Raw genomic sequence first — 18,383 nt, forward strand, 5'->3', positions numbered from 1 at the left:
CGAAATTCAATTGATTTCGGACTTTTATTTCTTCATTTTGTGAGATTGGAGTTTTATTCCATAATTTCATCGAATATGGAATCTATCTCGCTGGATTCAACCGACCTGCGCCTGCTGGATGCTTTGCAGCGCGACGCCTCGCAGACCAACCAGCGCCTTGCCTCCGACGTGGGCATCTCCCCGCCCACCTGCCTGCGCCGCGTGCAGCGGCTGCGCGAGGTCGGCCTGATCGAGCGCCAGGTCGCGCTGCTGTCACCCGACCGGCTCGCCACGGTGCTGGGCCACGGCCTGCAGGCGGTGATCGAGATCTCGCTCGACCGGCAGGACGCCGCCTCGCTCGACGCCTTCGAGACGCGGGTGATCGCCGACGACGCGGTTCAGCAGTGCTGGCGCGTGTCGCCCGGTCCGGACTTCATTCTGGTGGTGGCGGCGCGCGACATGCAGGACTACGGCGCCCTCACGCAGCGCCTGTTCACGGCCGATGCGAACGTGCGCAACGTCAAGGCCTTCTTCAGCCTGAAGCGCGCGAAGTTCGAGCCCAGGGTGCCTCTGGCACCCAAGGCATGAAGAAGACCCTCAGGCCTTCGGCTTCTTTTGAGGCCGCTTCCAGTTCGGGAAGCTCACCGCCTTGCTGCGCGCCACGGTGAGCGCGCCCGGCTCGGTCGACTTGTTGATGGTCGAGCCGCCGCCGATGGTGCCGCCCGCGCCGATGGTGATGGGCGCCACCAGCACGCAGTTGCTGCCCACGTGCACGTCGTCGCCGATCACGGTGCGGTGCTTGTTGGCGCCGTCGTAGTTGGCGGTGATGCTGCCCGCGCCGTAGTTCACGCGCTCGCCCACGGTGGCGTCGCCCAGGTAGGCCAGGTGATTGGCCTTGGCGCCGGCGGCCAGCGTGGAGTTCTTCACTTCCACGAAGTTGCCGATGTGCACCTCGGCGCCCAACTGTGCGCCCGGCCGCAGCCGCGCGAAGGGGCCGATGAGCGAGCCCGCGCCGACGGTGACGCCGGCCTTCTCGCCCTCGATGTGGGTGAAGGGATGGATCACCGCACCGGCCTCGATGCGCGCATTGGCGATCACGCAGTTCGCGCCGATGCGCACGCCCTCGCCCAGCGACACCGCGCCCTCGAAGACGCAGTTGACGTCGATCTCCACGTCGCCCGCGCATTCGAGCGTGCCGCGCAGGTCGAAGCGCGCCGGGTCGGCCAGGCGCACGCCCTGCTCCATCAGCGCGTTCGCCTGGCGCAGCTGCCATGCGCGCTCCAGCGCCGCGAGCTGTGCCGGGCTGTTGATGCCGGCTACCTGCAGCGCGTCGTTGGTGATGTGCGCGACCACGGGCACGCCGTCGGCGGCCGCGAGCTTCACCACGTCGGTCAGGTAGTACTCGCCCTGGGCGTTGTTGTTGTCCAGCCGGGCCAGCCAACCCTTGAGCAGGCGCGCGGGCACGGCCATCACGCCGCTGTAGATCTCGCGCACCGCGCGCTGGGCCTCGGTGGCGTCCTTGTGCTCGACCACGGCCTGCACTTCGCCCCGTAAGTTGCCCCGCACCTCGCCGCTGCCGGCCGAGCGGATGACCCGGCCGTAGCCCGTGGGGTCGTCGAACTCGATGGTCAGCAGCGCCAGCTTGTTGCCGGCACTGGCGGCGACGAGGGCGCGCAGGGTTTCTTCGCCGATGAGAGGCACGTCGCCCGAGAGCACGACCACCGTGCCGTCGTCCGCCAGCAGCGGCGCGGCCTGCTGCACCGCGTGGCCGGTGCCCAGCTGCGGCTCCTGGCGCGCGAAGCGCAGGCTGGCGTTGCCGATGCCGCCGGCCATGGAGGCCTCGACCTGGTCCGCGCCGTGGCCGGTGACGACCACCACGCCGCGCGCCCCGATGCGCGCGGCGGTACCCGCCACATGCGCCAGCAGGGCGCGGCCGCCCAATCGGTGCAACACTTTGGGCAGTCTGCTCTTCATGCGCGTGCCCTTGCCGGCGGCCATGATGACGACGTCGACCGGCCCTGGGTTGCTGTCTTGCTGCGGAGTCTGATTCATGCGTTTTTCTTCCCGGATTCGTTGCGCGCCTTGCGCGGCAGTGGCGCGAATTATCGGTGCGCTGCTGGTGGCGGCCGCCCTGGGCGCCTGCAGCGCGATCCAGCTGGCCTACAACAACCTGCCCACGGTGAGCTACTGGTGGCTCGACGGCTACCTGGACTTCGACGGCGCCCAGACCCCGAAAGTGCGCGACGAACTCGCCCAGCTGCTGGCCTGGCACCGGCAGAACGAGTTGCCGCGCCTGGCCTCGCTGCTGAAGGAGGCCCAGGCGATGGCGCCGGGCGAAATAACGCCTGAACAGGTCTGCACCATGGCCGACCGCATCCGCGAACGCCTGCTGGCCGTGACCGAGCGCGCCGAGCCCGCCGGCACCGAGCTGGCGCTGAGCCTGAGCGAGGCGCAGCTGCAGCAGCTGGAGCGCAAGTACGCCAAGAACAACGCCGAATACCGCAAGGACTGGCTCGACCGCACGCCCGCGCAGGTGCAGGAGAAGCGCTACGACCAGTTCCTCGACCGCACCGAGGACTTCTATGGCCGGCTCACCGGCGAGCAGCGCGATCTGCTGAAGCAGCAGGTCGCGCAGTCGGTGTTCGACCCGAAGCTGGCCGATTCGGAGCGCCGCAAGCGCCAGCAGGAGGCACTCAAGCTGCTGCGCGGCTTCATCGCCAGCAAGACCCCGCCCGCCGAGGCGCGCGCGGCGCTGCACGACTACATCCAGCGTGTCGCCGAGCCGCCGCCCGGCCCCTGGCGCGACCGTCAGCAGGCCCTGCTGCAGGAAGGCTGCCGCAACACCGCGGCCATGCACAACGGCACGAGCGCCAGCCAGCGCACGCAGGCGGTGCGCCGGCTGCAGGCCTATCAGGACGATCTGCGCGAGCTGGTGGCGGCGCGCTGAAGGCGAACGGGGAACTCCGGGTCAGATCAGCGGCGTCGGCCGCATCGGGCGCTCGAAGTAGTCGCCCAGCGTTTCCAGCGCATGCGGCTCCATGATGCGCAGCCAGCCGGAGTCGATGCGGTGCAGTCCCAGGCGCTGCAGCCGCCGCAGCGTCTTGTTGGTGTGCACCAGCGACAGCCCCAGCGCGTCGGCGATGTGCTGCTGGCTGAACGGAAACTCCACCCAGCCGTCGCGCACCATGCCCACGCGCTGCGCACGGCGGTACAGGTGCATCAGCAGCATTGCCACCCGTTCGCCGGCATTGCGCCGGCCGGTGGTGACGAGGTTGTCGTCGACCATCTTCTCCTCGCGCGCCGCCAGCCAGGTGATGTCGTAGCCCAGCTTGGGCTGAGCGTGGAACAGCTCCCAGAGCCGCTCGCGCGAGAAGGCGCACAGCGTGACGTCGGTGACCGCCTCGACGCCATGCGTCAGGCCGTCGGCGAACTCGTCCTGCAGGCCGAGGAAGTCGCCGGGCAGCATGAAGCTCAGTATCTGCCTGCGGCCGTCGCTCAGCGTCTTGTAGCGGAAGGCCCAGCCGGCATAGATGGTGAACAGCTGCGGGCTGCGCCGGTGCTCCTCGATGATCGAGCCGCCCGCCGACACGCGCCGGGCGCCCACGCGGAAGGACTGGATGGTCTTCAACTCTTCCGGCGAACAGGGCAGGAACGCCTCGAGACGCCGCAACGCGCATTGGTCGCACGGATTCATCCCCCCCGGAGGGGCTGCAGCAACAGGGTAGTCCTCGTATTTCACGCTTCACTATAGGCGCCAGGCCTGTGTCTTTTTACATTTCGCGGGCTTGTGCGTGCCGCCTACACTCGACGGCCCCTCCTGTTCCGACCGAATGACCGAAGACGCAACGCCCCTCCACGAGATTCTCTACTGCAGCATGCTCACCCAGAGCCTGCCTCCGCAAACGGTGGGGCAAATCGTCTCGCGGGCTCGCACCCAGAATGCCCGGAACAACATCACCGGGCTGCTGGTGTTCGACGGCATGCGCTTCTGCCAGCACCTCGAAGGCCCGGCGGACGCCGTGAGCAAGCTGATGCAGCGAATCAAGGAAGACCCGCGTCACGTCGACGTCAGGGTGGTCTACGAGGCTCCGCTGTCGGTGCGCAGGTACGGCGGCTTCGGCATGGGACTGGCCGAATGCGAGGGGCCCCACCTCATGGCGGGAGTGCACGCGCTGAAAGGGGAAGCTGCGCTGCGGCACTTCCTGGCACTGATGCCCAGCTTCGACATCAACGGCTGAAAGGCCGGAAAACCACGGGGGAAGCTGCCCGTACAGCGCCCCAAAAGGAAAAGGCGGCCGAAGCCGCCTTTCTCAGCACCCGGAGGACTGGGAACGATCAGACGTTGTCCCAGCTGTAGGTGGCTCCGTAGCCATCCCACGCCTCCATCACGATGCGCTGGCCCGCGGCCACCATCAGCGACTCGCCGGGGGCGAGCACCAGGTCTTCGCTGGGGTTGGCGAGCGTGGCATCGGGCGTGATCCACACCCGGCCCTGCTTCACGCGCAGGATGCTGGCCGCCCGCGCCTTCAGGCTCATCGCCTCGCCGGGGGCGATCTGCCATGCGCCGCGGCGAACGGCCGGCGGAACGGTGGCGGCGCGAGCCGGGACGGAGAGGGACGAGAGCGATTCGGTGGTGCAGACGGCGGTGGACATGGTGTAACTCCTTGGGGCTTTGCCGAGGCGCTTGACAGAAAGTGGCAATAGCGCAGTTCGGGAATGAATGATCGTTTCTACGGCGTTGGCGGTCCAATGAAAACGAGGTAGCCTACTGATGCTGGTTTCGCATCAATTGACTGACGGCGAGCCGCACCGGATTCACACCCATGCAACATTCCCAGACCCATCTGCGCTCCCGGCCGATCTCCGCCGGGCACCTGCGCGCCTTCGAGGCGGTGGCCCGCCACCTGAACTTCCGGGCCGCCGCCGAGGAAATGGCGCTGACCCAATCGGCCGTGAGCCGCCAGATCCAGTCGCTGGAAGAGGAAGTGGGCGTGGCCCTGTTCCTGCGCCATACACGCGCCGTGGAGCTCACCAGCGCGGGCGCCCTGCTGCTGCTGGCGGTGCAGCAGTCGCTGCCGCGCATCGACACCGCCGTGCGCCAGATCCGCCAGAGCGCGGGGCGCCAGAGCGTGTCGCTGACCACTTTTGCCTCGTTCGCGTCGATGTGGCTGATCCCGCGGCTGGAAGCCTTCCAGCGCGACAACCCCGAGATCGACATCCGCATCGACGCCAGCGACGTGGCGGTCGACCTCGACGTGGCCGACGTGGACATCGCCCTGCGCTACGGTCCGCGCGAGGCCATGCCCTCGGGCGCGGTGCGCCTGTTCGGCGAAACTCTGACGCCGGTGGCCAGCCCCTGGCTGCTGAAGAGCAGCCCGCCCATCAAGACGCCGGAAGACATGACCCGGTTCACGCTCATCGAGGCCGGCGACGCGCACCGCACGCACCTGGAATGGCTGACCTGGCGCCGCTGGTTCGAGGTGAACGGACTGGAGCGCGCCCAGCCCAAGCGCTGGCTCTACTTCAACTACGCCTACCAGATGGTGCAGGCCGCGCTCACCGGCCAGGGCGTGACGCTGGCGCGCAGCTCGCTGATCGCCGAAAGCCTGGCCAACGGCGACCTGGTCGAGGTGCTGCCGCAGCACCGCATGGATTCGCCGATGTCCTACTGGCTGATCGCCGGCCCGCGCAGCGTGCAGCGCCCGGAGATCAGGGCCTTCTGCGACTGGCTGCAGCTGCAGGCCGTGACCACGCGCGAGACCATCGGCGAAGTGCCCGACCCGGACACCGTCGACGACATCGACTGAGATTCAAGAGGACAGGAAGGGCGACGAGCCGACCCTTTCCAGGAACACCGCGGAACCGGCTTTGCCGGGCCGCAGGTGTTGCCCCCGGAGGGGGTGGGCGTAGCACACGAAGTGCGCGAAACCTGGGGGGCGAGCCCAGTGCTACCGCGGAACCGGCTTTGCCGGGCCGCAGGTGTTGCCCCCGGAAGGGGGTTGGCGCAGCGACACGAAGTGCGCGCAGCCTGGGGGAGAGTCAGGTAACAGGCCAGACGACGCCGTTGTCGTTCAGGATGGCGTCCAAAGGCAGGTCGTGCGCCTCGGGCTCGAAGTCCGGGACGAAACCGTTGGTGAAGCCCAGCCCCACCGTGAAGGGCCGGGGCTCCAGCGCCGCCAGCGTCCGGTCATAGAAGCCGCCGCCGTAGCCCAGCCGGTAGCCGCCCGCGCTGTAGCCCACGCAGGGCACGAACAGCAGGGTGGGCACGATCAGCTCGGTGTCCTTGGGCTTGGGAATGCCGTAGGCATCCTCTTCCATCTGGCAGCCCGGATACCAGGCGTGGAAGGTCAGGGTCTTGTGAACTTTGTCGATCACCGGCAGTCCGATGCGGCGGCGCTGCGGCTCTTCCATCAGCTCGCCGTCTTCCTTCCAGCGGTGCAGTGCGGGCAGCGGATCGAACTCGCCCTTGATCGGCCAGTAGGCGCCGATCACGGTGTCGGGCCGGCCCACCAGCCAGATCCGCATGACGCGCTGCAGCAGGTCGGCGCGTGTCAGCCGGTCGGGCATCGCAAGACGTTGCTCGATGAGTGCCTTTCTCAACTGTTCCTTAAGAAAACTCGCCGTTGCCGAAGTGTCGGCACCCTTTGACTTGTCCATAATCCCCCGATGCAGTTCCCAAGCATTTTGGCATCCAAGCGCGCCCAACCGCACAGCCGTCCACGCACTGCTGCTCCCGCACTGGTTTTTTCCGCGGTCCTCGCCCTCGCCGCACTGCTCTCGCAGCAGCCCGTAGCGGCCCAGAGCAACACCAATGACGACGTCCTGATCCAGATGAAGCAGGCCTTCCAGCGCGGCGACAAGGCCCGGCTGACGGCCCTGCTGCCGCAGGCCCGCGGCCATGCGCTCGAACCCTGGGCCGCCTACTGGGAGCTCAAGGCCCGCCTGCAGGAAGCCGTCCCCAACGAGGTGCAGGACTTCTACGCCCGCTACCCCGGCACCTACCAGGAAGACCGCCTGCGCAACGACTGGCTGCTGCTGACCGGCCAGCGCCGCGACTGGGACAACTTCTCCGCCTCGCTCGACGGCTTCCGCATGGGTGACGACGCGCAGGTGCGCTGCTACGCGATCCTGGTCGACACACTGCGCACCGGCACCGCCACGCAGGCGCAGGCCGACGAGGTACGACGCAACTGGTTCGCGCAGAAAGACCTGGACGACGGCTGCCTCACCGCCGCCGACCGCATGACCGCCGCCCGCCTGATGTCGACCAACGACGTCTGGAAGAAGGCCCGCCTGGCCATGGAGGCCAACCGCCCGCAGGCCGCGCGCGCCGCCGTCACCATCGCCGCGCCCGACGCGCTGCCGCTCTTCGAGGAGCTCAACGCGAGCTCGGCCAAGTTCCTGACCGGCCGCGCCTTCGTGGCCGCCAAGTCGCGCAAGGAGCTGGTGGTGCTGGCCCTCATCAAGATCGCCATCGCCGACCCCGAGCTGGCCGCCTCGCAACTCGACAGCAAGTGGGGGCCGATGCTTTCCGCCGAGGAGCGCAACTGGCTCTGGGGCACCATCGGCCGCGCCTCCGCCATCAAGCTCTGGCCGCAGGCCGGCAGCTATTTCGCCAACGTCACGAAGAACAGCGACCTCTCCGACGACATGCTCGGCTGGCGCGTGCGCGCCGCGCTGCGCGCCGGCCAGTGGAAGGAGGTGGTGCCCGCCATCAACGCGATGAGCGAGACCGCACAGCTCGACCCCACCTGGGTCTACTGGAAGGCGCGCGGCCTGGCCAATTCCGGCGGCGACGAACGCCGCGCCCAGGCCCGCGAGCTCTACCAGAGCATCGCCGGCTCGCGCGGCTTCTACGAGATGCTGGCGCTCGAGGAACTGGGCCAGCGCACCGTGGTGCCCACGCGCCCCGCCCCGCTCACGCCCGAAGAGAAAGCCGCCGCGCGCAACAACCCGTCGCTGGCGCGCGGCCTCTACGCCATCGCCATCGGCCTGCGCTCCGAGGGCACGCGCGAGTGGAACTACGCCACCAACCTGCACGACAAGGGCGGCATGGACGACCGCGCGCTGCTGGCCGCGGCCGACTTCGCCTGCCAGCGCGAGGTGTGGGACCGCTGCATCAACACCAGCGAGCGCACCAAGGGCGTGGTCGACGTGGAGCAGCGCTTCCCGATGCCATTCCACGACACGGTGCTGCGCAAGAGCCAGGACATCGGCCTCGACCCGGCCTACGTCTACGGCCTGATCCGCCAGGAAAGCCGCTTCATCATGGACGCGCGCTCCGGAGTCGGCGCCTCGGGCCTGATGCAGGTCATGCCCGCCACCGCGCGCTGGACGGCCCGCAAGATCGGCATGACCGACTTCTCGCCCAGCCAGATCAACGACCGCGAGACCAACATCACCATCGGCACCAATTACCTGAAGCTTGCGCTCGACGACTTCGATGGTTCGATGGCGCTGGCGGCAGCCGCCTACAACGCCGGCCCGGGCCGTCCGCGCAGCTGGCGCAACGGCCCGGTGCTCGACGCCGCCATCTGGGCCGAGAACGTGCCCTTCAACGAGACGCGCGACTACGTGAAGAAGGTGCTGGCCAACACCACCAACTACGCCGCCATCATCAGCGGCCGGCCGCAGTCGCTGAAGGAGCGCCTGGGCCGCGTGGGCCCGCGCGATGCTTCCGAGCCCGAGCCGAACAAGGACCTTCCCTGAAGAAGCCAGCGGCCTGACCGAAATGCGGAAATGAGCTGGCGCGACGAGGTCCTCGACACCCTCGCGTCCGAGTTCTCGGACGTGGGCGACGTCGCCCAGCTCACGCGCATCGTGCTGCGCTTGACGCTGGCGGCCGCGCTGGGCTTCGTGCTCGGCTTCGAGCGCGAGCAGCAGGGCAAGGCGGCCGGCGTGCGCACCCACATGCTGGTGGCCATCGGCTCGGCGATGTTCGTGCTGATCCCGCAGCAGACCGGCATCGTGCCGGCCGACATGAGCCGCGTGATCCAGGGGCTGGTGGCCGGCGTGGGCTTCCTGTGCGCCGGCACCATCCTCAAGCAGGGCAAGGACGAGAGCCACGTACAGGGCCTGACCACCGCCGCGGGCCTGTGGATGACGGCCGCCATCGGCATGGCCTGCGGGCTGGGCCGCGAGGTGACCGCCGTGGTGAGCGCGCTGCTGGCGCTCTTCGTGCTGGCGCTGGTGCCACGCCTCGTGAGCCTGATCGAGCGGGTGGCCGGCGCGCCGAAGAGCGGCAACGGCGCCAAGGACGACGACGCTCCCTGTCACTGAACGTCCCCTCGCATCAATTCCGGCCTTGTTCGGCATCAATCGCCGCGCGGCGCACGGCTAGCATCTAAGGCTTTTTTCAGAACCCGCAACGGACCGGAGACCCTCTCATGCGCAAGCTCTACGTCGGCAACAAGAATTACTCGTCGTGGTCCATGCGGCCCTGGGTGCTGATGAAGCAGGCCGGCATCGACTTCGAGGAGGTTGCGGTGCGCTTCGATTCCTTCGAGGCCGACTCGCAATTCAAGAACACCATCGGCGCGCTGAACCCGGTGGCCAAGGTGCCGGTGCTGGTGGAAGACGGCGGCCTCGTCATCTGGGACACGCTGGCCATCGCCGAATACCTCGCCGAGACCTTCCCCGAGAAGCACCTGTGGCCCGGGGCCGCGGCCGACCGTGCACGCGCGCGCAGCGTCTGCGCCGAGATGCATTCCGGCTTCGGCGGCCTGCGCAACCATTGCGGCATGAACCTCGAAGCCTCGCTGCCCGAGGTGGGCGCGCGGCTGATGAAGGAAGTGCCCGAAGTCGCCAGCGACCTCGCGCGCATCGTGCAGATGTGGAGCGGCCTGCTCGAGGCCCATGGCGGCCCGATGCTGTTCGGGCGCGAGTTCGGCATCGCCGACGCCTACTTCGCGCCCGTGGGCACGCGCATCAGGACCTACGGCCTGCCGGTGCCGCCGCAGATCACGGCCTACATCGAGCGCGTGCAGGCGCTGCCGGGCGTGAAGGCCTGGATCGACGCGGGGCTGGCGGAGAAGGATTTCCTGCAGTTCGAAGAGCCCTACCGCACGGGGCGCTAGGGTCTCGGGAAGACCGCAAGGTGCTCAAAGAGAAGGATGCAAGTCGCGGAACACCGCGGAACCGGCTTTGCCGGGCCGCAGGTGTTGCCCCCGGTAGGGGGTTGGCGTAGCGACACGAAGTGCGCGCAGCCTGGGGGCGAGCCCGGTTCAGAACCTGTAGGTTGCCGACACGTAGGTGACGATCGGATTCAGCTTAAGGCTGGCTTCACTGGTGGCAACCGGCAGGCCGTAGACCGAGGTGGTCGTCAGCTTGGCCTTGGTCTTCAGCGGGATGTAGGAGACCGAGAAGGCGACGCCCCAGTGCTTGTCGAACTGGTAGGCCGCGCCCACGTTGATGACCGGCGCGAACTTGCTGTCCAGCTTGGCCGTGGTGTTGACCGCAAAGGGCGACTGGTGGAACTGCGAGGCTAGCGCGCTCTGCAGGTTCGGGGTCAGCTTGACGTCGCTGTACCAGACATAGGTGGCGCCCAGGCCCACGAAGGGACGGAAGGCGTCGTTGCCTTCGTTGAAGAAGTACTTGCCCAGGATCGTCGGGCTCCACTGGCGGGCCTCGCCGAGCTGGCCCACGCGGCCGAGGGTGCCGGTGCCGTTGAGCTTGAACTTGGGCGGCACGCCGAACACACCTTCCACCGCCCAGTGGCTGTCGATGAAGTAGGTGGCGTTGAGGCCCAGGGTGTCGGAATCGCTCACGCTGGCGCCCGAACCGGCCAGAACGCTCTGGACGGGCGAGGTCACGGTCAGCGGCTTGCTCGAATCCTGCGGAGACAGATGGAACCATCCTGCGCCGACGACCCAGTCGCCGGCCTGTTGCGCCATGGCACTGCCCGACGCCAGAGCGCCCAGAGCTGCCAGTGCAATCATTCTTTTCTTCATGATGTGAATCCTTTTGGTTGAATATCCCTCTGCGGATGCGGGCGCCGGCTGTGACCGCCGCTGAAGATCGCCCGAATGACGAACGATTGCCCGGTCTGCGCCGCGGATTATCGAACGACCGTTCTATTTTTTACAGGGGGGAGTATCCCTAAACTGCGGCCATGAAAATTTTTCTCGTCGGTGGCGCACTGCGCGACCGCCTGCTGCAGCGTCCGGTGTCCGACCACGACTGGCTGGTGGTGGGCGCCACGCCCGAGGAGATGGTGGCGCGCGGGTATCTGCCCGTGGGGCGCGACTTTCCGGTGTTCCTGCATCCCGAGACGCGCGAGGAATACGCGCTCGCCCGCACCGAGCGCAAGAGCGCGCCGGGTTACCGCGGCTTCACCGTGCATGCCGCGCCCGACGTCACGCTCGAACAGGACCTGGCGCGCCGCGACCTGACCGTCAACGCCATCGCGCTGCCCGCCGAACTGGTGAGCGCCGACGGCCGTTTCGACCCCACGCCCGAGACCCTGGCCGACCCCTTCCACGGCCAGCGCGACCTGCGTGACAAGGTGCTGCGCCACGTGACCGACGCCTTCCGCGAAGACCCGGTGCGCATCCTGCGCGTGGCGCGCTTCGCCGCCCGCTTCGACGATTTCAGCGTCGCCCCCGAAACCATGGCGCTGATGCGCGAGATGGTCGCGGCCGGCGAGGCCGATGCGCTGGTGGCCGAGCGCGTATGGCAGGAGCTCTCGCGCGGCCTGATGGAAACGCGCCCCTCGCGCATGTTCGACGTGCTGCGCGAATGCGGCGCGCTGGCCGTGCTGCTGCCGGAGATCGATGCAGGCGCGTGGACGTTGCGGGCGATCGACACCGCCGCGCGGCTGAAGGCATCGCTGGCCGTGCGCTTCGCCTGCCTGACCGGGGGCTTCGGCAACAGCAAGCGCAGCGTGGCCTCGCTTCAGGCGGCGTGCGAGCGCTGGCGCGTGCCCGTGGACATCCGCGAGTTGGCCGAGGTGGTGGCGCGCGAGCACGGCCACATCGACGGCAGCGGCGCGCTCGACGCCGCTGGGCTGGTGCGCCTGCTGGAGCGCTGCGATGCCTTCCGCAAGCCCGAGCGCTTCGCCGAGGCGCTGCTGGCTTGCGAGTGCGATGCGCGCAGCCGCCCCGACTTCGACCCCGACGCCGACAGCAGCGCCTTCTATCCGCAGCGCAGCCGCCTGCTCCTTGTATTGAAGACCGCGGCTGCCGTACCCACCGACGTGGTGGCCAAGGCCGCCCAGCAGTCCGGCGCCACCGGCCCGAAGATCGGCGAGGCCATCCACCGGGCCCGCGTCGAGGCCGTCTCGGCGTCGCCGGGCCAGGCTTGAGGTCGACTGAAGCCAGCCCGCCCGGGGCATGACTTACGACACTTCCATGCGCGAACCCGGCCGATAGCATCGGCCGGGTGAATGCCACCGCGCCAAAGCCGTCACACGAATCCGCCGATTTCCCGCGCCTGCCCGGGCCGGACGAGCTGGGCCTGCGCGTGCTGCGCGAGCACGTGGCATCGGTGTACGCGGCCTACAACGCGTCGGTGTTCGTGCACTTCGGCCTGGGCGCGGCGCTGGGCACGGCCATGTACCTGCACGAGCCCCGCACCTGGATTCTTGTGTGGATGGCGGCGCATCTCTCGCTCGGTCTCTTCCTCTTCCTGATGCCGCGCTGGCACCCCGGCGTGCCCCTGGCCGACACAAGGCGCTGGGCGCGCCGGCATTCGCGCACCGTCACCGTGGTGGGCGCGGCCATGGCCAGCGCGCCGCTGCTCTTCATCTCGCCCGGCGACCTGCCTGTGACCTCGGTCATCACGGTGGTCATCATCGGCAGCTGCGCGCGGGCCATGCAGTTGCTGTGGCCGCTCAAGCCGGCGCTGTATGGCTACACGCTGCCGATGATGCTGAGCCTGATCGTCGCGCTGGCCTGGCAGGGCGACGCCCTACACTTCTTCCTCGCGCTCTTCAGCCTGGGCTACCTGCTGTTCACGCTGCGCGTGAGCAACCAGCAGCACAGGCTGCTGACCGACTCGCTGGTACTGCGCTTCGAGAACGAGGCGCTGGCCGGCCAGCTCGGCAGGCAGATCGCCGCGGCCGAGCGTGCCAGCGCCGAGAAGACGCGCTTCCTCGCCACCGCCAGCCACGACCTGCGCCAGCCGCTGCATGCCATCGCCCTCTTCGGCGCCGCGCTGGAGAACGAGCTGCGCGAGCACCATGGCGGGCGCAACGCGCGGCAGCTGATGCGCGCGGTGGACGCGCTGGGCAATTCGCTGGACACCATGCTCGACGTGTCGCGCCTCGACGCCGGCGTGGTCACGCCGGCCATCGCGCCGGTGTCGCTGGACGCGCTCTTCCGCTCCCTCAACCACATGTTCGCGGCGCGGGCCGAGCAGCGCCAGCTGCAGCTGAGGGTGCGCGCCAGCGGCCTGTGGGTGCTCAGCGATGCGCAGCTGCTGTACCGCATGCTTTCCAACCTCGTCGACAACGCGCTGAAGTACACGACGCGCGGCGGCGTCGCGGTACGGGCCCGTTTGCGCGGCGGCATGGTGTGGGTCGAAGTGTTCGACACCGGCATCGGCATCGCGCCCGAGCAGCAGGAGCGCGTCTTCGAGGAGTACTACCAGATAGACAACCCGGGCCGCGACCGCGCGCAGGGGCTGGGCATCGGCCTGTCGATCGTGCAGAGGCTCTCGCGCCTGCTCGCACATCCGGTGCGGCTGCAGTCGCGGCCTGGCCGTGGCAGCCGCTTCCGCCTCGAATTGCCGGCCGCGGCGGAGACAGGGGAAGCGGCGATGTCCGGCACCGGCCTGACCAACCGGGGCCGCGCCGCGCAGGCCGTGCACGGCCGCGTCCTGCTGATCGACGACGAGGCGGAAATCCGCGAAGCCATGGCCGGCCTCTTCCAGGCCCACGACCTCGCTCTGGACGCCGTCGCGAGCGAGGCCGAGGCCGCCGAGCTGCTGGGCCGCCCCGACGCGCACGAGCGCCCCTTCTCTCTTTTGATGTGCGACTACCGCCTCTGCGACGGCGAGAACGGCCTCGACGTGGGCCTGCGCCTGCAGCGCCGCTTCGGGCTGCAGGCGCCGCTGCTGCTGGTGACGGGCGAGACCTCGCCCGAGCGGCTGCAGCGCGTGCGGGCCTCGGGCATTCCGGTGCTGTTCAAGCCGGTGAACCCGGCGATGCTGCTGCGCGCGCTCGCCGAGCTGGCGCCGGGTCCCTCGCCCGCGCACTGACCGACCGATCCCGCCCGCTGCGGAGCGGATCCGGGCACATTGGGCTTTGGCCGACATGCGCCGCGCGCGACGCGTGTTAAGGTTTTCCCCGATGCCAAAGTCCTCCAGCAACTCGCAGTTGCCTCCTCCGTTGGGCCGGGACTCAGCCCTCTTTCTCGACTTCGACGGTACGCTGGTCGGGCTTGCGCCCACGCCTGAAGCCATCGAGATTCCACCGGCCCTCGTGCCCCTGCTGGACGACCTGCGCGACCAGCTCGGCGGCGCGCTCGCCGTGGTGTCGGGTCGCCAGATCGATTCCATCGACCGTTTTCTCGCGCCGCTGCGGCTGCCCGCGGCCGGCGAGCACGGCGTGCAGCGCCGCGATGCCGCGGGCCACATGCAGGAACAGCGCGCGCCCGACCTCGTGCCCATCCTCGATATCGCCAACGAACTCGCGCGCGTGCACGAAGGCCTGCTGGTGGAGCGCAAGCACGCGGCCATCGCCCTGCACTACCGGCTCGCGCCGCAGCTCGAGGCGGTGTGCCGGGATGCGATGTCGCGCGCCATCGCGCACGACCCGATGCTGGAGCTGATGCACGGCAAGTTCGTCTTCGAAGTGAAGCCCGCGGGCATCAACAAGGGCATCGCCATCGACGCCTTCATGGCCGAGGCGCCCTTCGCCGGCCGCGTGCCCGTCTTTCTCGGCGACGACACCACCGACGAGAGCGGCTTTGCCGTGGTGCAGCCGCGCGGCGGCATCGCAGTCAAGGTCGGCTCCGGCCCGAGCCTGGCGCTGCACCGCCTCGAATCGCCGCTGGCCGTCTACGAATGGCTGGTGCAGGCACGCGACCTGCTCGCGGCACGCGACAGCAAGCCGGCCGTCAAGAACACGAAATCTCCGAGGAGCCCCGAATGAGCGCACAAGAAGAACAACAACTGTCGAAGGCCCCCGACGACCGCGCGGGTGCCGCGCTGGCCGGTGCCGCCGGCCCCGATGACAAGGCCCCGGTCGACGCGGCGGCCGCTGCCGCACCGGGCCCGCGCGGCTTCGCGCCGCCGGCCGATCCATCGCTGAACGTGGGCGTGATCGGCAACTGCGCCTACAGCGCACTCATCGACGCGCGCGGCCGTGCCGTGTGGTGCTGCCTGCCGCGCTTCGACGGCGACCCGGTGTTCAACGCCCTTCTGCACCCCGGTGAAGACGCCGGCGCCTGGAGCATCGACATCGAGGACTTCGCCGAAGCGAAGCAGTGGTACGAACCGAACACGGCCGTGCTGCGCACGCAGCTCTTCGACAGCGCGGGGCAGGGCATCGAGATCACCGACTTCGCGCCGCGCTTCTACAGCCGCTCGCGCTACTTCCGCCCGCTGATGATCGTGCGCCGCGTGCGGCCGATTGCCGGCGCGCCGCGCATCCGCGTGTCGCTCGACCCGCGCTTCCAGTGGGGCGCCTCGGCGCCGGTGGAGGTCACGCGCGGCAGCAACCACATCCGCTACGTCGGGCCCGACGTGACGCTGCGGCTGAACACCGACGCATCGATCTCGCACATCCTCTCGCGCCAGCCCTTCGTGCTCTCGCGCGAATACAACTTCATGTTCGGCGTGGACGAGACGCTGCTCGACGGCATTGCCGACACCGCGCGCAAGTTCGAGCAGGAAACCATCTCCTACTGGCGCACCTGGAGCAAGCGCCTGGCCATCCCCTTCGAGTACCAGGAGGCGGTGATCCGCGCGGCCATCACGCTGAAGCTCTCGCTGTACGAGGACACCGGCGCCATCGTCGCGGCCATGACCACCAGCATTCCCGAGGCGCCGGGCAGCCAGCGCAACTGGGACTACCGCTACTGCTGGCTGCGCGACGCCTTCTTCGTGGTGCGCGCGCTCAACTCGCTGAGCGAGGTGGGCACCATGGAGGACTACCTTCGCTGGCTGGGCAACGTGGTGATCGGCTCGCACGGCGAGCACATCCAGCCGCTGTACGGCATCGGGCTGGAGCGCGAGCTGCCCGAGTCTTTTGTCGAGAACCTGGCGGGCTATCGCGGCATGGGCCCGGTACGCGTGGGTAACCAGGCACAAGAGCATTTCCAGCACGACGTGTACGGCAACATCGTGCTCGGCGCGGCGCAGGCCTTTCACGATCACCGGCTGCTCAGCCGCGCGGGGCTCGCGGAGTTTCCGCACCTCGAGGCGGTGGGCGAACAGGCGGTGCGCGTCTACGGCACGCCCGACGCTGGCATGTGGGAGCTGCGCACGCGCGCACGCGTGCACACCAGCTCGGCGCTGATGAGCTGGGCGGCCTGCGACCGGCTCAGCAAGATCGCCCGCGCGCTGCACCTGCCCGAGCGCGCCGCCTACTGGCATGGCCATGCCGCGCGCATGAAGGAAGAGATCCTCGCCAAGTCGTGGTGCGAAGAGCGCCAGGCCTTTGCGGAGAGCTTCGGCGGGCACGAGCTCGACGCGAGCATCCTGCTGATGGTGGAAGTGGGCCTGATCGACGCACGCGACCCGCGCTTCATCTCGACGGTCGACGCAATGGAAAAGTCGCTGTGCGACGGCCCCTACATGCGCCGCTACGAGGCCGCCGACGATTTCGGCAAGCCCGAGACCGCGTTCAACATCTGCACCTTCTGGCGCATCGACGCACTTGCCAAGATCGGCCGCAAGGCCGAGGCGCGCCAGATCTTCGAGACCATGCTCGCGGCGCGCAACCCGCTGGGACTGCTGTCGGAAGACACGCACCCGGTCACGGGCGAGATGTGGGGCAACTTTCCGCAGACCTATTCGATGGTCGGCATCATCAACGCGGCCGTGCGCCTGTCCGCTCCCTGGGATTCGTGCATATGAGCCGTCTGGTCGTCGTTTCAAACCGCGTGGCGGACCCACGCAAGCCGGCCGCCGGCGGACTGGCCGTGGCGCTCGGCGAAAGCCTGCAGCAAAGCGGCGGCCTGTGGTTCGGCTGGAGCGGACAGGTCATCGAAGGCGGCCCCACGGGCGAAGGCGAACTGCACCGGCAGCAGGCCGGCAAGGTAACGCTGGCCACCATCGACCTGAGCCGCGAAGACCACGACAGCTACTACCTCGGCTACAGCAACGACGTGCTGTGGCCGGTGTTCCACAACCGGCTCGACCTGGCGCACTTCGACGCCGGCTTCATCGGCGGCTACCGGCGCGTGAACCAGCTGTTCGCACGCAAGCTGCTGCCGCTGCTGAAGGAAGACGACATCATCTGGGTGCACGACTACCACCTGATCCCGCTGGCAGCCGAGCTGCGCGCCATGGGCTGCAGGCAGCGCATCGGCTTCTTCCTGCACATTCCGCTGCCGCCGCAGATCATCACCGCGGCCATCCCGCAGCACGAATGGCTGATGCGCTCGCTGTTCTCGTACGACCTGATCGGCTTCCAGGCGCAGCAGGACGTGCAGCACTTCGAGCACTACGTGCGCAACGAGGCCCGTGGCGAGTACCTGGGCAACGACATGTACCGCGCCTACGGGCAGACGGTGCGAAGCGCGGCCTTTCCCATCGGCATCGACGTGGACGAGTTCGCGGCACTCACGCACGCGAAGGAATCGCGCGACATGTACGAGACCATGAAGCGCGAGTATTCGAGCCGCCGGCTGCTGCTGGGCATCGATCGGCTCGATTATTCGAAGGGCATTCCGCAGCGGGTGCGTTCGTTCCGCGAACTGCTGGCGAACTACCCCGAGAACCGGCGCAGCGCCACGCTGATCCAGATCGCCTCGCCCACGCGCGAGACGGTCGACGCGTATGCCGACATCCGGCGCGAACTCGAGTCGCTGTGCGGCGCCATCAACGGCGACTACGGCGAGCTCGACTGGATGCCGGTGCGCTACATCCACCGCATGGTGGCGCGCAAGCGGGTGCCGGGGTTGTGCCGCGCAGCGGCCGTGGGGCTGGTGACGCCGCTGCGCGACGGCATGAACCTCGTCGCCAAGGAATACATCGCGGCGCAGGACCCGGCCGACCCGGGCGTGCTGGTGCTGTCGCGCTTCGCCGGCGCCGCCGAGCAGCTGAAGGAAGCGCTGCTGGTGAACCCCTACGACACCCACGGCACCGCCGAGACGGTGCAGCAGGCGCTGCAGATGCCGCTGGAGGAGCGGCGCGAACGGCACCAGAAGCTGCTGTCGCGCATCCGCGAACAGGACATCCACTGGTGGCGGCGCAGCTTTCTCGAAGCGCTGCGCGAGGCGGCCAGCGAGCGCTGACCC

17 protein-coding genes are annotated in these 18,383 nt (G+C 68.7%); 12 read left to right on the forward strand and 5 right to left on the reverse strand.

Annotation, left to right across the window (positions count from 1 at the left end; all coding sequences use genetic code 11):
- Window positions 1-75 precede the first annotated feature (75 nt).
- Window positions 76-567, forward strand: a complete 492-nt coding sequence (locus AC1VNX_RS29165) for an Lrp/AsnC family transcriptional regulator (protein WP_483161033.1) — start codon at window positions 76-78, stop codon at window positions 565-567.
- Window positions 568-576: 9 nt separating this feature from the next.
- On the opposite strand, the gene glmU is transcribed toward AC1VNX_RS29165, so the two are convergent.
- Entirely contained in the window at window positions 577-2,031 is a 1,455-nt protein-coding gene (gene glmU, locus AC1VNX_RS29170) for a bifunctional UDP-N-acetylglucosamine diphosphorylase/glucosamine-1-phosphate N-acetyltransferase GlmU (protein ID WP_483161034.1), read from the reverse strand.
- Window positions 2,032-2,071: 40 nt separating this feature from the next.
- Between glmU and AC1VNX_RS29175 the strand changes: the two genes are divergently transcribed.
- Window positions 2,072-2,926 (forward strand): DUF6279 family lipoprotein, encoded by an 855-nt coding sequence (locus tag AC1VNX_RS29175; RefSeq protein WP_483161035.1) that lies wholly within the window; start codon window positions 2,072-2,074, stop codon window positions 2,924-2,926.
- 21 nt (window positions 2,927-2,947) lie between these two features.
- Here the strand turns inward: AC1VNX_RS29175 and AC1VNX_RS29180 are convergent, their stop codons facing one another.
- The gene (locus tag AC1VNX_RS29180) at window positions 2,948-3,673 is read right to left on the reverse strand and encodes a Crp/Fnr family transcriptional regulator (RefSeq protein ID WP_483161036.1); all 726 of its coding nucleotides are present in this window, start codon (window positions 3,671-3,673) and stop codon (window positions 2,948-2,950) included.
- Between the two features lie 136 nt (window positions 3,674-3,809).
- On the opposite strand from AC1VNX_RS29180, the gene AC1VNX_RS29185 reads away from it, so the two are divergent.
- Window positions 3,810-4,217 carry a BLUF domain-containing protein gene (locus tag AC1VNX_RS29185; RefSeq protein WP_483161037.1) on the forward strand — a complete coding sequence of 136 codons (408 nt, stop codon included), beginning with the start codon at window positions 3,810-3,812 and terminating at the stop codon, window positions 4,215-4,217.
- A 97-nt stretch (window positions 4,218-4,314) separates the two neighbouring features.
- Here the strand turns inward: AC1VNX_RS29185 and AC1VNX_RS29190 are convergent, their stop codons facing one another.
- Window positions 4,315-4,632: a DUF2917 domain-containing protein gene (locus tag AC1VNX_RS29190; RefSeq protein ID WP_483161038.1), complete on the reverse strand. Its 318-nt coding sequence runs from the start codon at window positions 4,630-4,632 to the stop codon at window positions 4,315-4,317.
- A gap of 170 nt (window positions 4,633-4,802) precedes the next feature.
- Between AC1VNX_RS29190 and AC1VNX_RS29195 the strand changes: the two genes are divergently transcribed.
- The gene (locus AC1VNX_RS29195) at window positions 4,803-5,786 is read left to right on the forward strand and encodes a LysR substrate-binding domain-containing protein (RefSeq protein ID WP_483161039.1); all 984 of its coding nucleotides are present in this window, start codon (window positions 4,803-4,805) and stop codon (window positions 5,784-5,786) included.
- Between the two features lie 232 nt (window positions 5,787-6,018).
- Here AC1VNX_RS29195 and AC1VNX_RS29200 read toward each other — a convergent pair whose 3' ends face one another.
- Window positions 6,019-6,636 (reverse strand): 5-formyltetrahydrofolate cyclo-ligase, encoded by a 618-nt coding sequence (locus AC1VNX_RS29200; RefSeq protein ID WP_483161040.1) that lies wholly within the window; start codon window positions 6,634-6,636, stop codon window positions 6,019-6,021.
- A gap of 9 nt (window positions 6,637-6,645) precedes the next feature.
- On the opposite strand from AC1VNX_RS29200, the gene AC1VNX_RS29205 reads away from it, so the two are divergent.
- From AC1VNX_RS29205 to AC1VNX_RS29215, 3 genes are all read left to right on the forward strand, one after another.
- Window positions 6,646-8,688, forward strand: a complete 2,043-nt coding sequence (locus AC1VNX_RS29205) for a lytic transglycosylase domain-containing protein (RefSeq protein ID WP_483161041.1) — start codon at window positions 6,646-6,648, stop codon at window positions 8,686-8,688.
- 30 nt (window positions 8,689-8,718) lie between these two features.
- Entirely contained in the window at window positions 8,719-9,258 is a 540-nt protein-coding gene (locus AC1VNX_RS29210; RefSeq protein WP_483161042.1) for an MgtC/SapB family protein, read from the forward strand.
- 107 nt (window positions 9,259-9,365) lie between these two features.
- Complete coding sequence (locus AC1VNX_RS29215) at window positions 9,366-10,055, forward strand: glutathione S-transferase family protein (RefSeq protein ID WP_483161043.1); 690 nt, start codon at window positions 9,366-9,368, stop codon at window positions 10,053-10,055.
- A 147-nt stretch (window positions 10,056-10,202) separates the two neighbouring features.
- On the opposite strand, the gene AC1VNX_RS29220 is transcribed toward AC1VNX_RS29215, so the two are convergent.
- Window positions 10,203-10,928, reverse strand: a complete 726-nt coding sequence (locus AC1VNX_RS29220; protein WP_483161044.1) for an OmpW/AlkL family protein — start codon at window positions 10,926-10,928, stop codon at window positions 10,203-10,205.
- Between the two features lie 161 nt (window positions 10,929-11,089).
- Here AC1VNX_RS29220 and AC1VNX_RS29225 point away from each other — a divergent pair, with 161 nt between their 5' ends.
- The 5 genes from AC1VNX_RS29225 (at window position 11,090) to otsA (ending at window position 18,380) form a co-directional block, all read left to right on the forward strand.
- Window positions 11,090-12,280, forward strand: coding sequence for a multifunctional CCA addition/repair protein (locus AC1VNX_RS29225; protein WP_483161045.1), 1,191 nt, complete (start codon window positions 11,090-11,092; stop codon window positions 12,278-12,280).
- Window positions 12,281-12,357: 77 nt separating this feature from the next.
- Window positions 12,358-14,175 (forward strand): ATP-binding response regulator, encoded by a 1,818-nt coding sequence (locus AC1VNX_RS29230; RefSeq protein WP_483161046.1) that lies wholly within the window; start codon window positions 12,358-12,360, stop codon window positions 14,173-14,175.
- Window positions 14,176-14,266: 91 nt separating this feature from the next.
- Window positions 14,267-15,070: a trehalose-phosphatase gene (gene otsB / locus AC1VNX_RS29235; RefSeq protein ID WP_483161047.1), complete on the forward strand. Its 804-nt coding sequence runs from the start codon at window positions 14,267-14,269 to the stop codon at window positions 15,068-15,070.
- Window positions 15,067-16,998, forward strand: a complete 1,932-nt coding sequence (locus tag AC1VNX_RS29240; protein WP_483161048.1) for a glycoside hydrolase family 15 protein — start codon at window positions 15,067-15,069, stop codon at window positions 16,996-16,998. The genes otsB and AC1VNX_RS29240 overlap by 4 nt, the downstream gene beginning before the upstream one ends.
- Window positions 16,995-18,380, forward strand: a complete 1,386-nt coding sequence (gene otsA, locus AC1VNX_RS29245) for an alpha,alpha-trehalose-phosphate synthase (UDP-forming) (protein ID WP_483161049.1) — start codon at window positions 16,995-16,997, stop codon at window positions 18,378-18,380. The genes AC1VNX_RS29240 and otsA overlap by 4 nt, the downstream gene beginning before the upstream one ends.
- Window positions 18,381-18,383: the final 3 nt, after the last annotated feature.

The sequence above is a fragment of the Variovorax sp. TLI9-5A genome, from assembly GCF_056867935.1.

Coding starts and splice junctions, on each gene's coding strand:
- AC1VNX_RS29165 (WP_483161033.1), top strand. CDS start 76: ATGGAATCTATCTCGCTGGATTCAACCGACCTGCGCCTGCTGGATGCT.
- glmU (WP_483161034.1), bottom strand. CDS start 2,031: ATGAATCAGACTCCGCAGCAAGACAGCAACCCAGGGCCGGTCGACGTC.
- AC1VNX_RS29180 (WP_483161036.1), bottom strand. CDS start 3,673: ATGAATCCGTGCGACCAATGCGCGTTGCGGCGTCTCGAGGCGTTCCTG.
- AC1VNX_RS29185 (WP_483161037.1), top strand. CDS start 3,810: ATGACCGAAGACGCAACGCCCCTCCACGAGATTCTCTACTGCAGCATG.
- AC1VNX_RS29190 (WP_483161038.1), bottom strand. CDS start 4,632: ATGTCCACCGCCGTCTGCACCACCGAATCGCTCTCGTCCCTCTCCGTC.
- AC1VNX_RS29195 (WP_483161039.1), top strand. CDS start 4,803: ATGCAACATTCCCAGACCCATCTGCGCTCCCGGCCGATCTCCGCCGGG.
- AC1VNX_RS29200 (WP_483161040.1), bottom strand. CDS start 6,636: ATGGACAAGTCAAAGGGTGCCGACACTTCGGCAACGGCGAGTTTTCTT.
- AC1VNX_RS29205 (WP_483161041.1), top strand. CDS start 6,646: ATGCAGTTCCCAAGCATTTTGGCATCCAAGCGCGCCCAACCGCACAGC.
- AC1VNX_RS29210 (WP_483161042.1), top strand. CDS start 8,719: ATGAGCTGGCGCGACGAGGTCCTCGACACCCTCGCGTCCGAGTTCTCG.
- AC1VNX_RS29215 (WP_483161043.1), top strand. CDS start 9,366: ATGCGCAAGCTCTACGTCGGCAACAAGAATTACTCGTCGTGGTCCATG.
- AC1VNX_RS29220 (WP_483161044.1), bottom strand. CDS start 10,928: ATGAAGAAAAGAATGATTGCACTGGCAGCTCTGGGCGCTCTGGCGTCG.
- AC1VNX_RS29225 (WP_483161045.1), top strand. CDS start 11,090: ATGAAAATTTTTCTCGTCGGTGGCGCACTGCGCGACCGCCTGCTGCAG.
- otsB (WP_483161047.1), top strand. CDS start 14,267: ATGCCAAAGTCCTCCAGCAACTCGCAGTTGCCTCCTCCGTTGGGCCGG.
- AC1VNX_RS29240 (WP_483161048.1), top strand. CDS start 15,067: ATGAGCGCACAAGAAGAACAACAACTGTCGAAGGCCCCCGACGACCGC.
- otsA (WP_483161049.1), top strand. CDS start 16,995: ATGAGCCGTCTGGTCGTCGTTTCAAACCGCGTGGCGGACCCACGCAAG.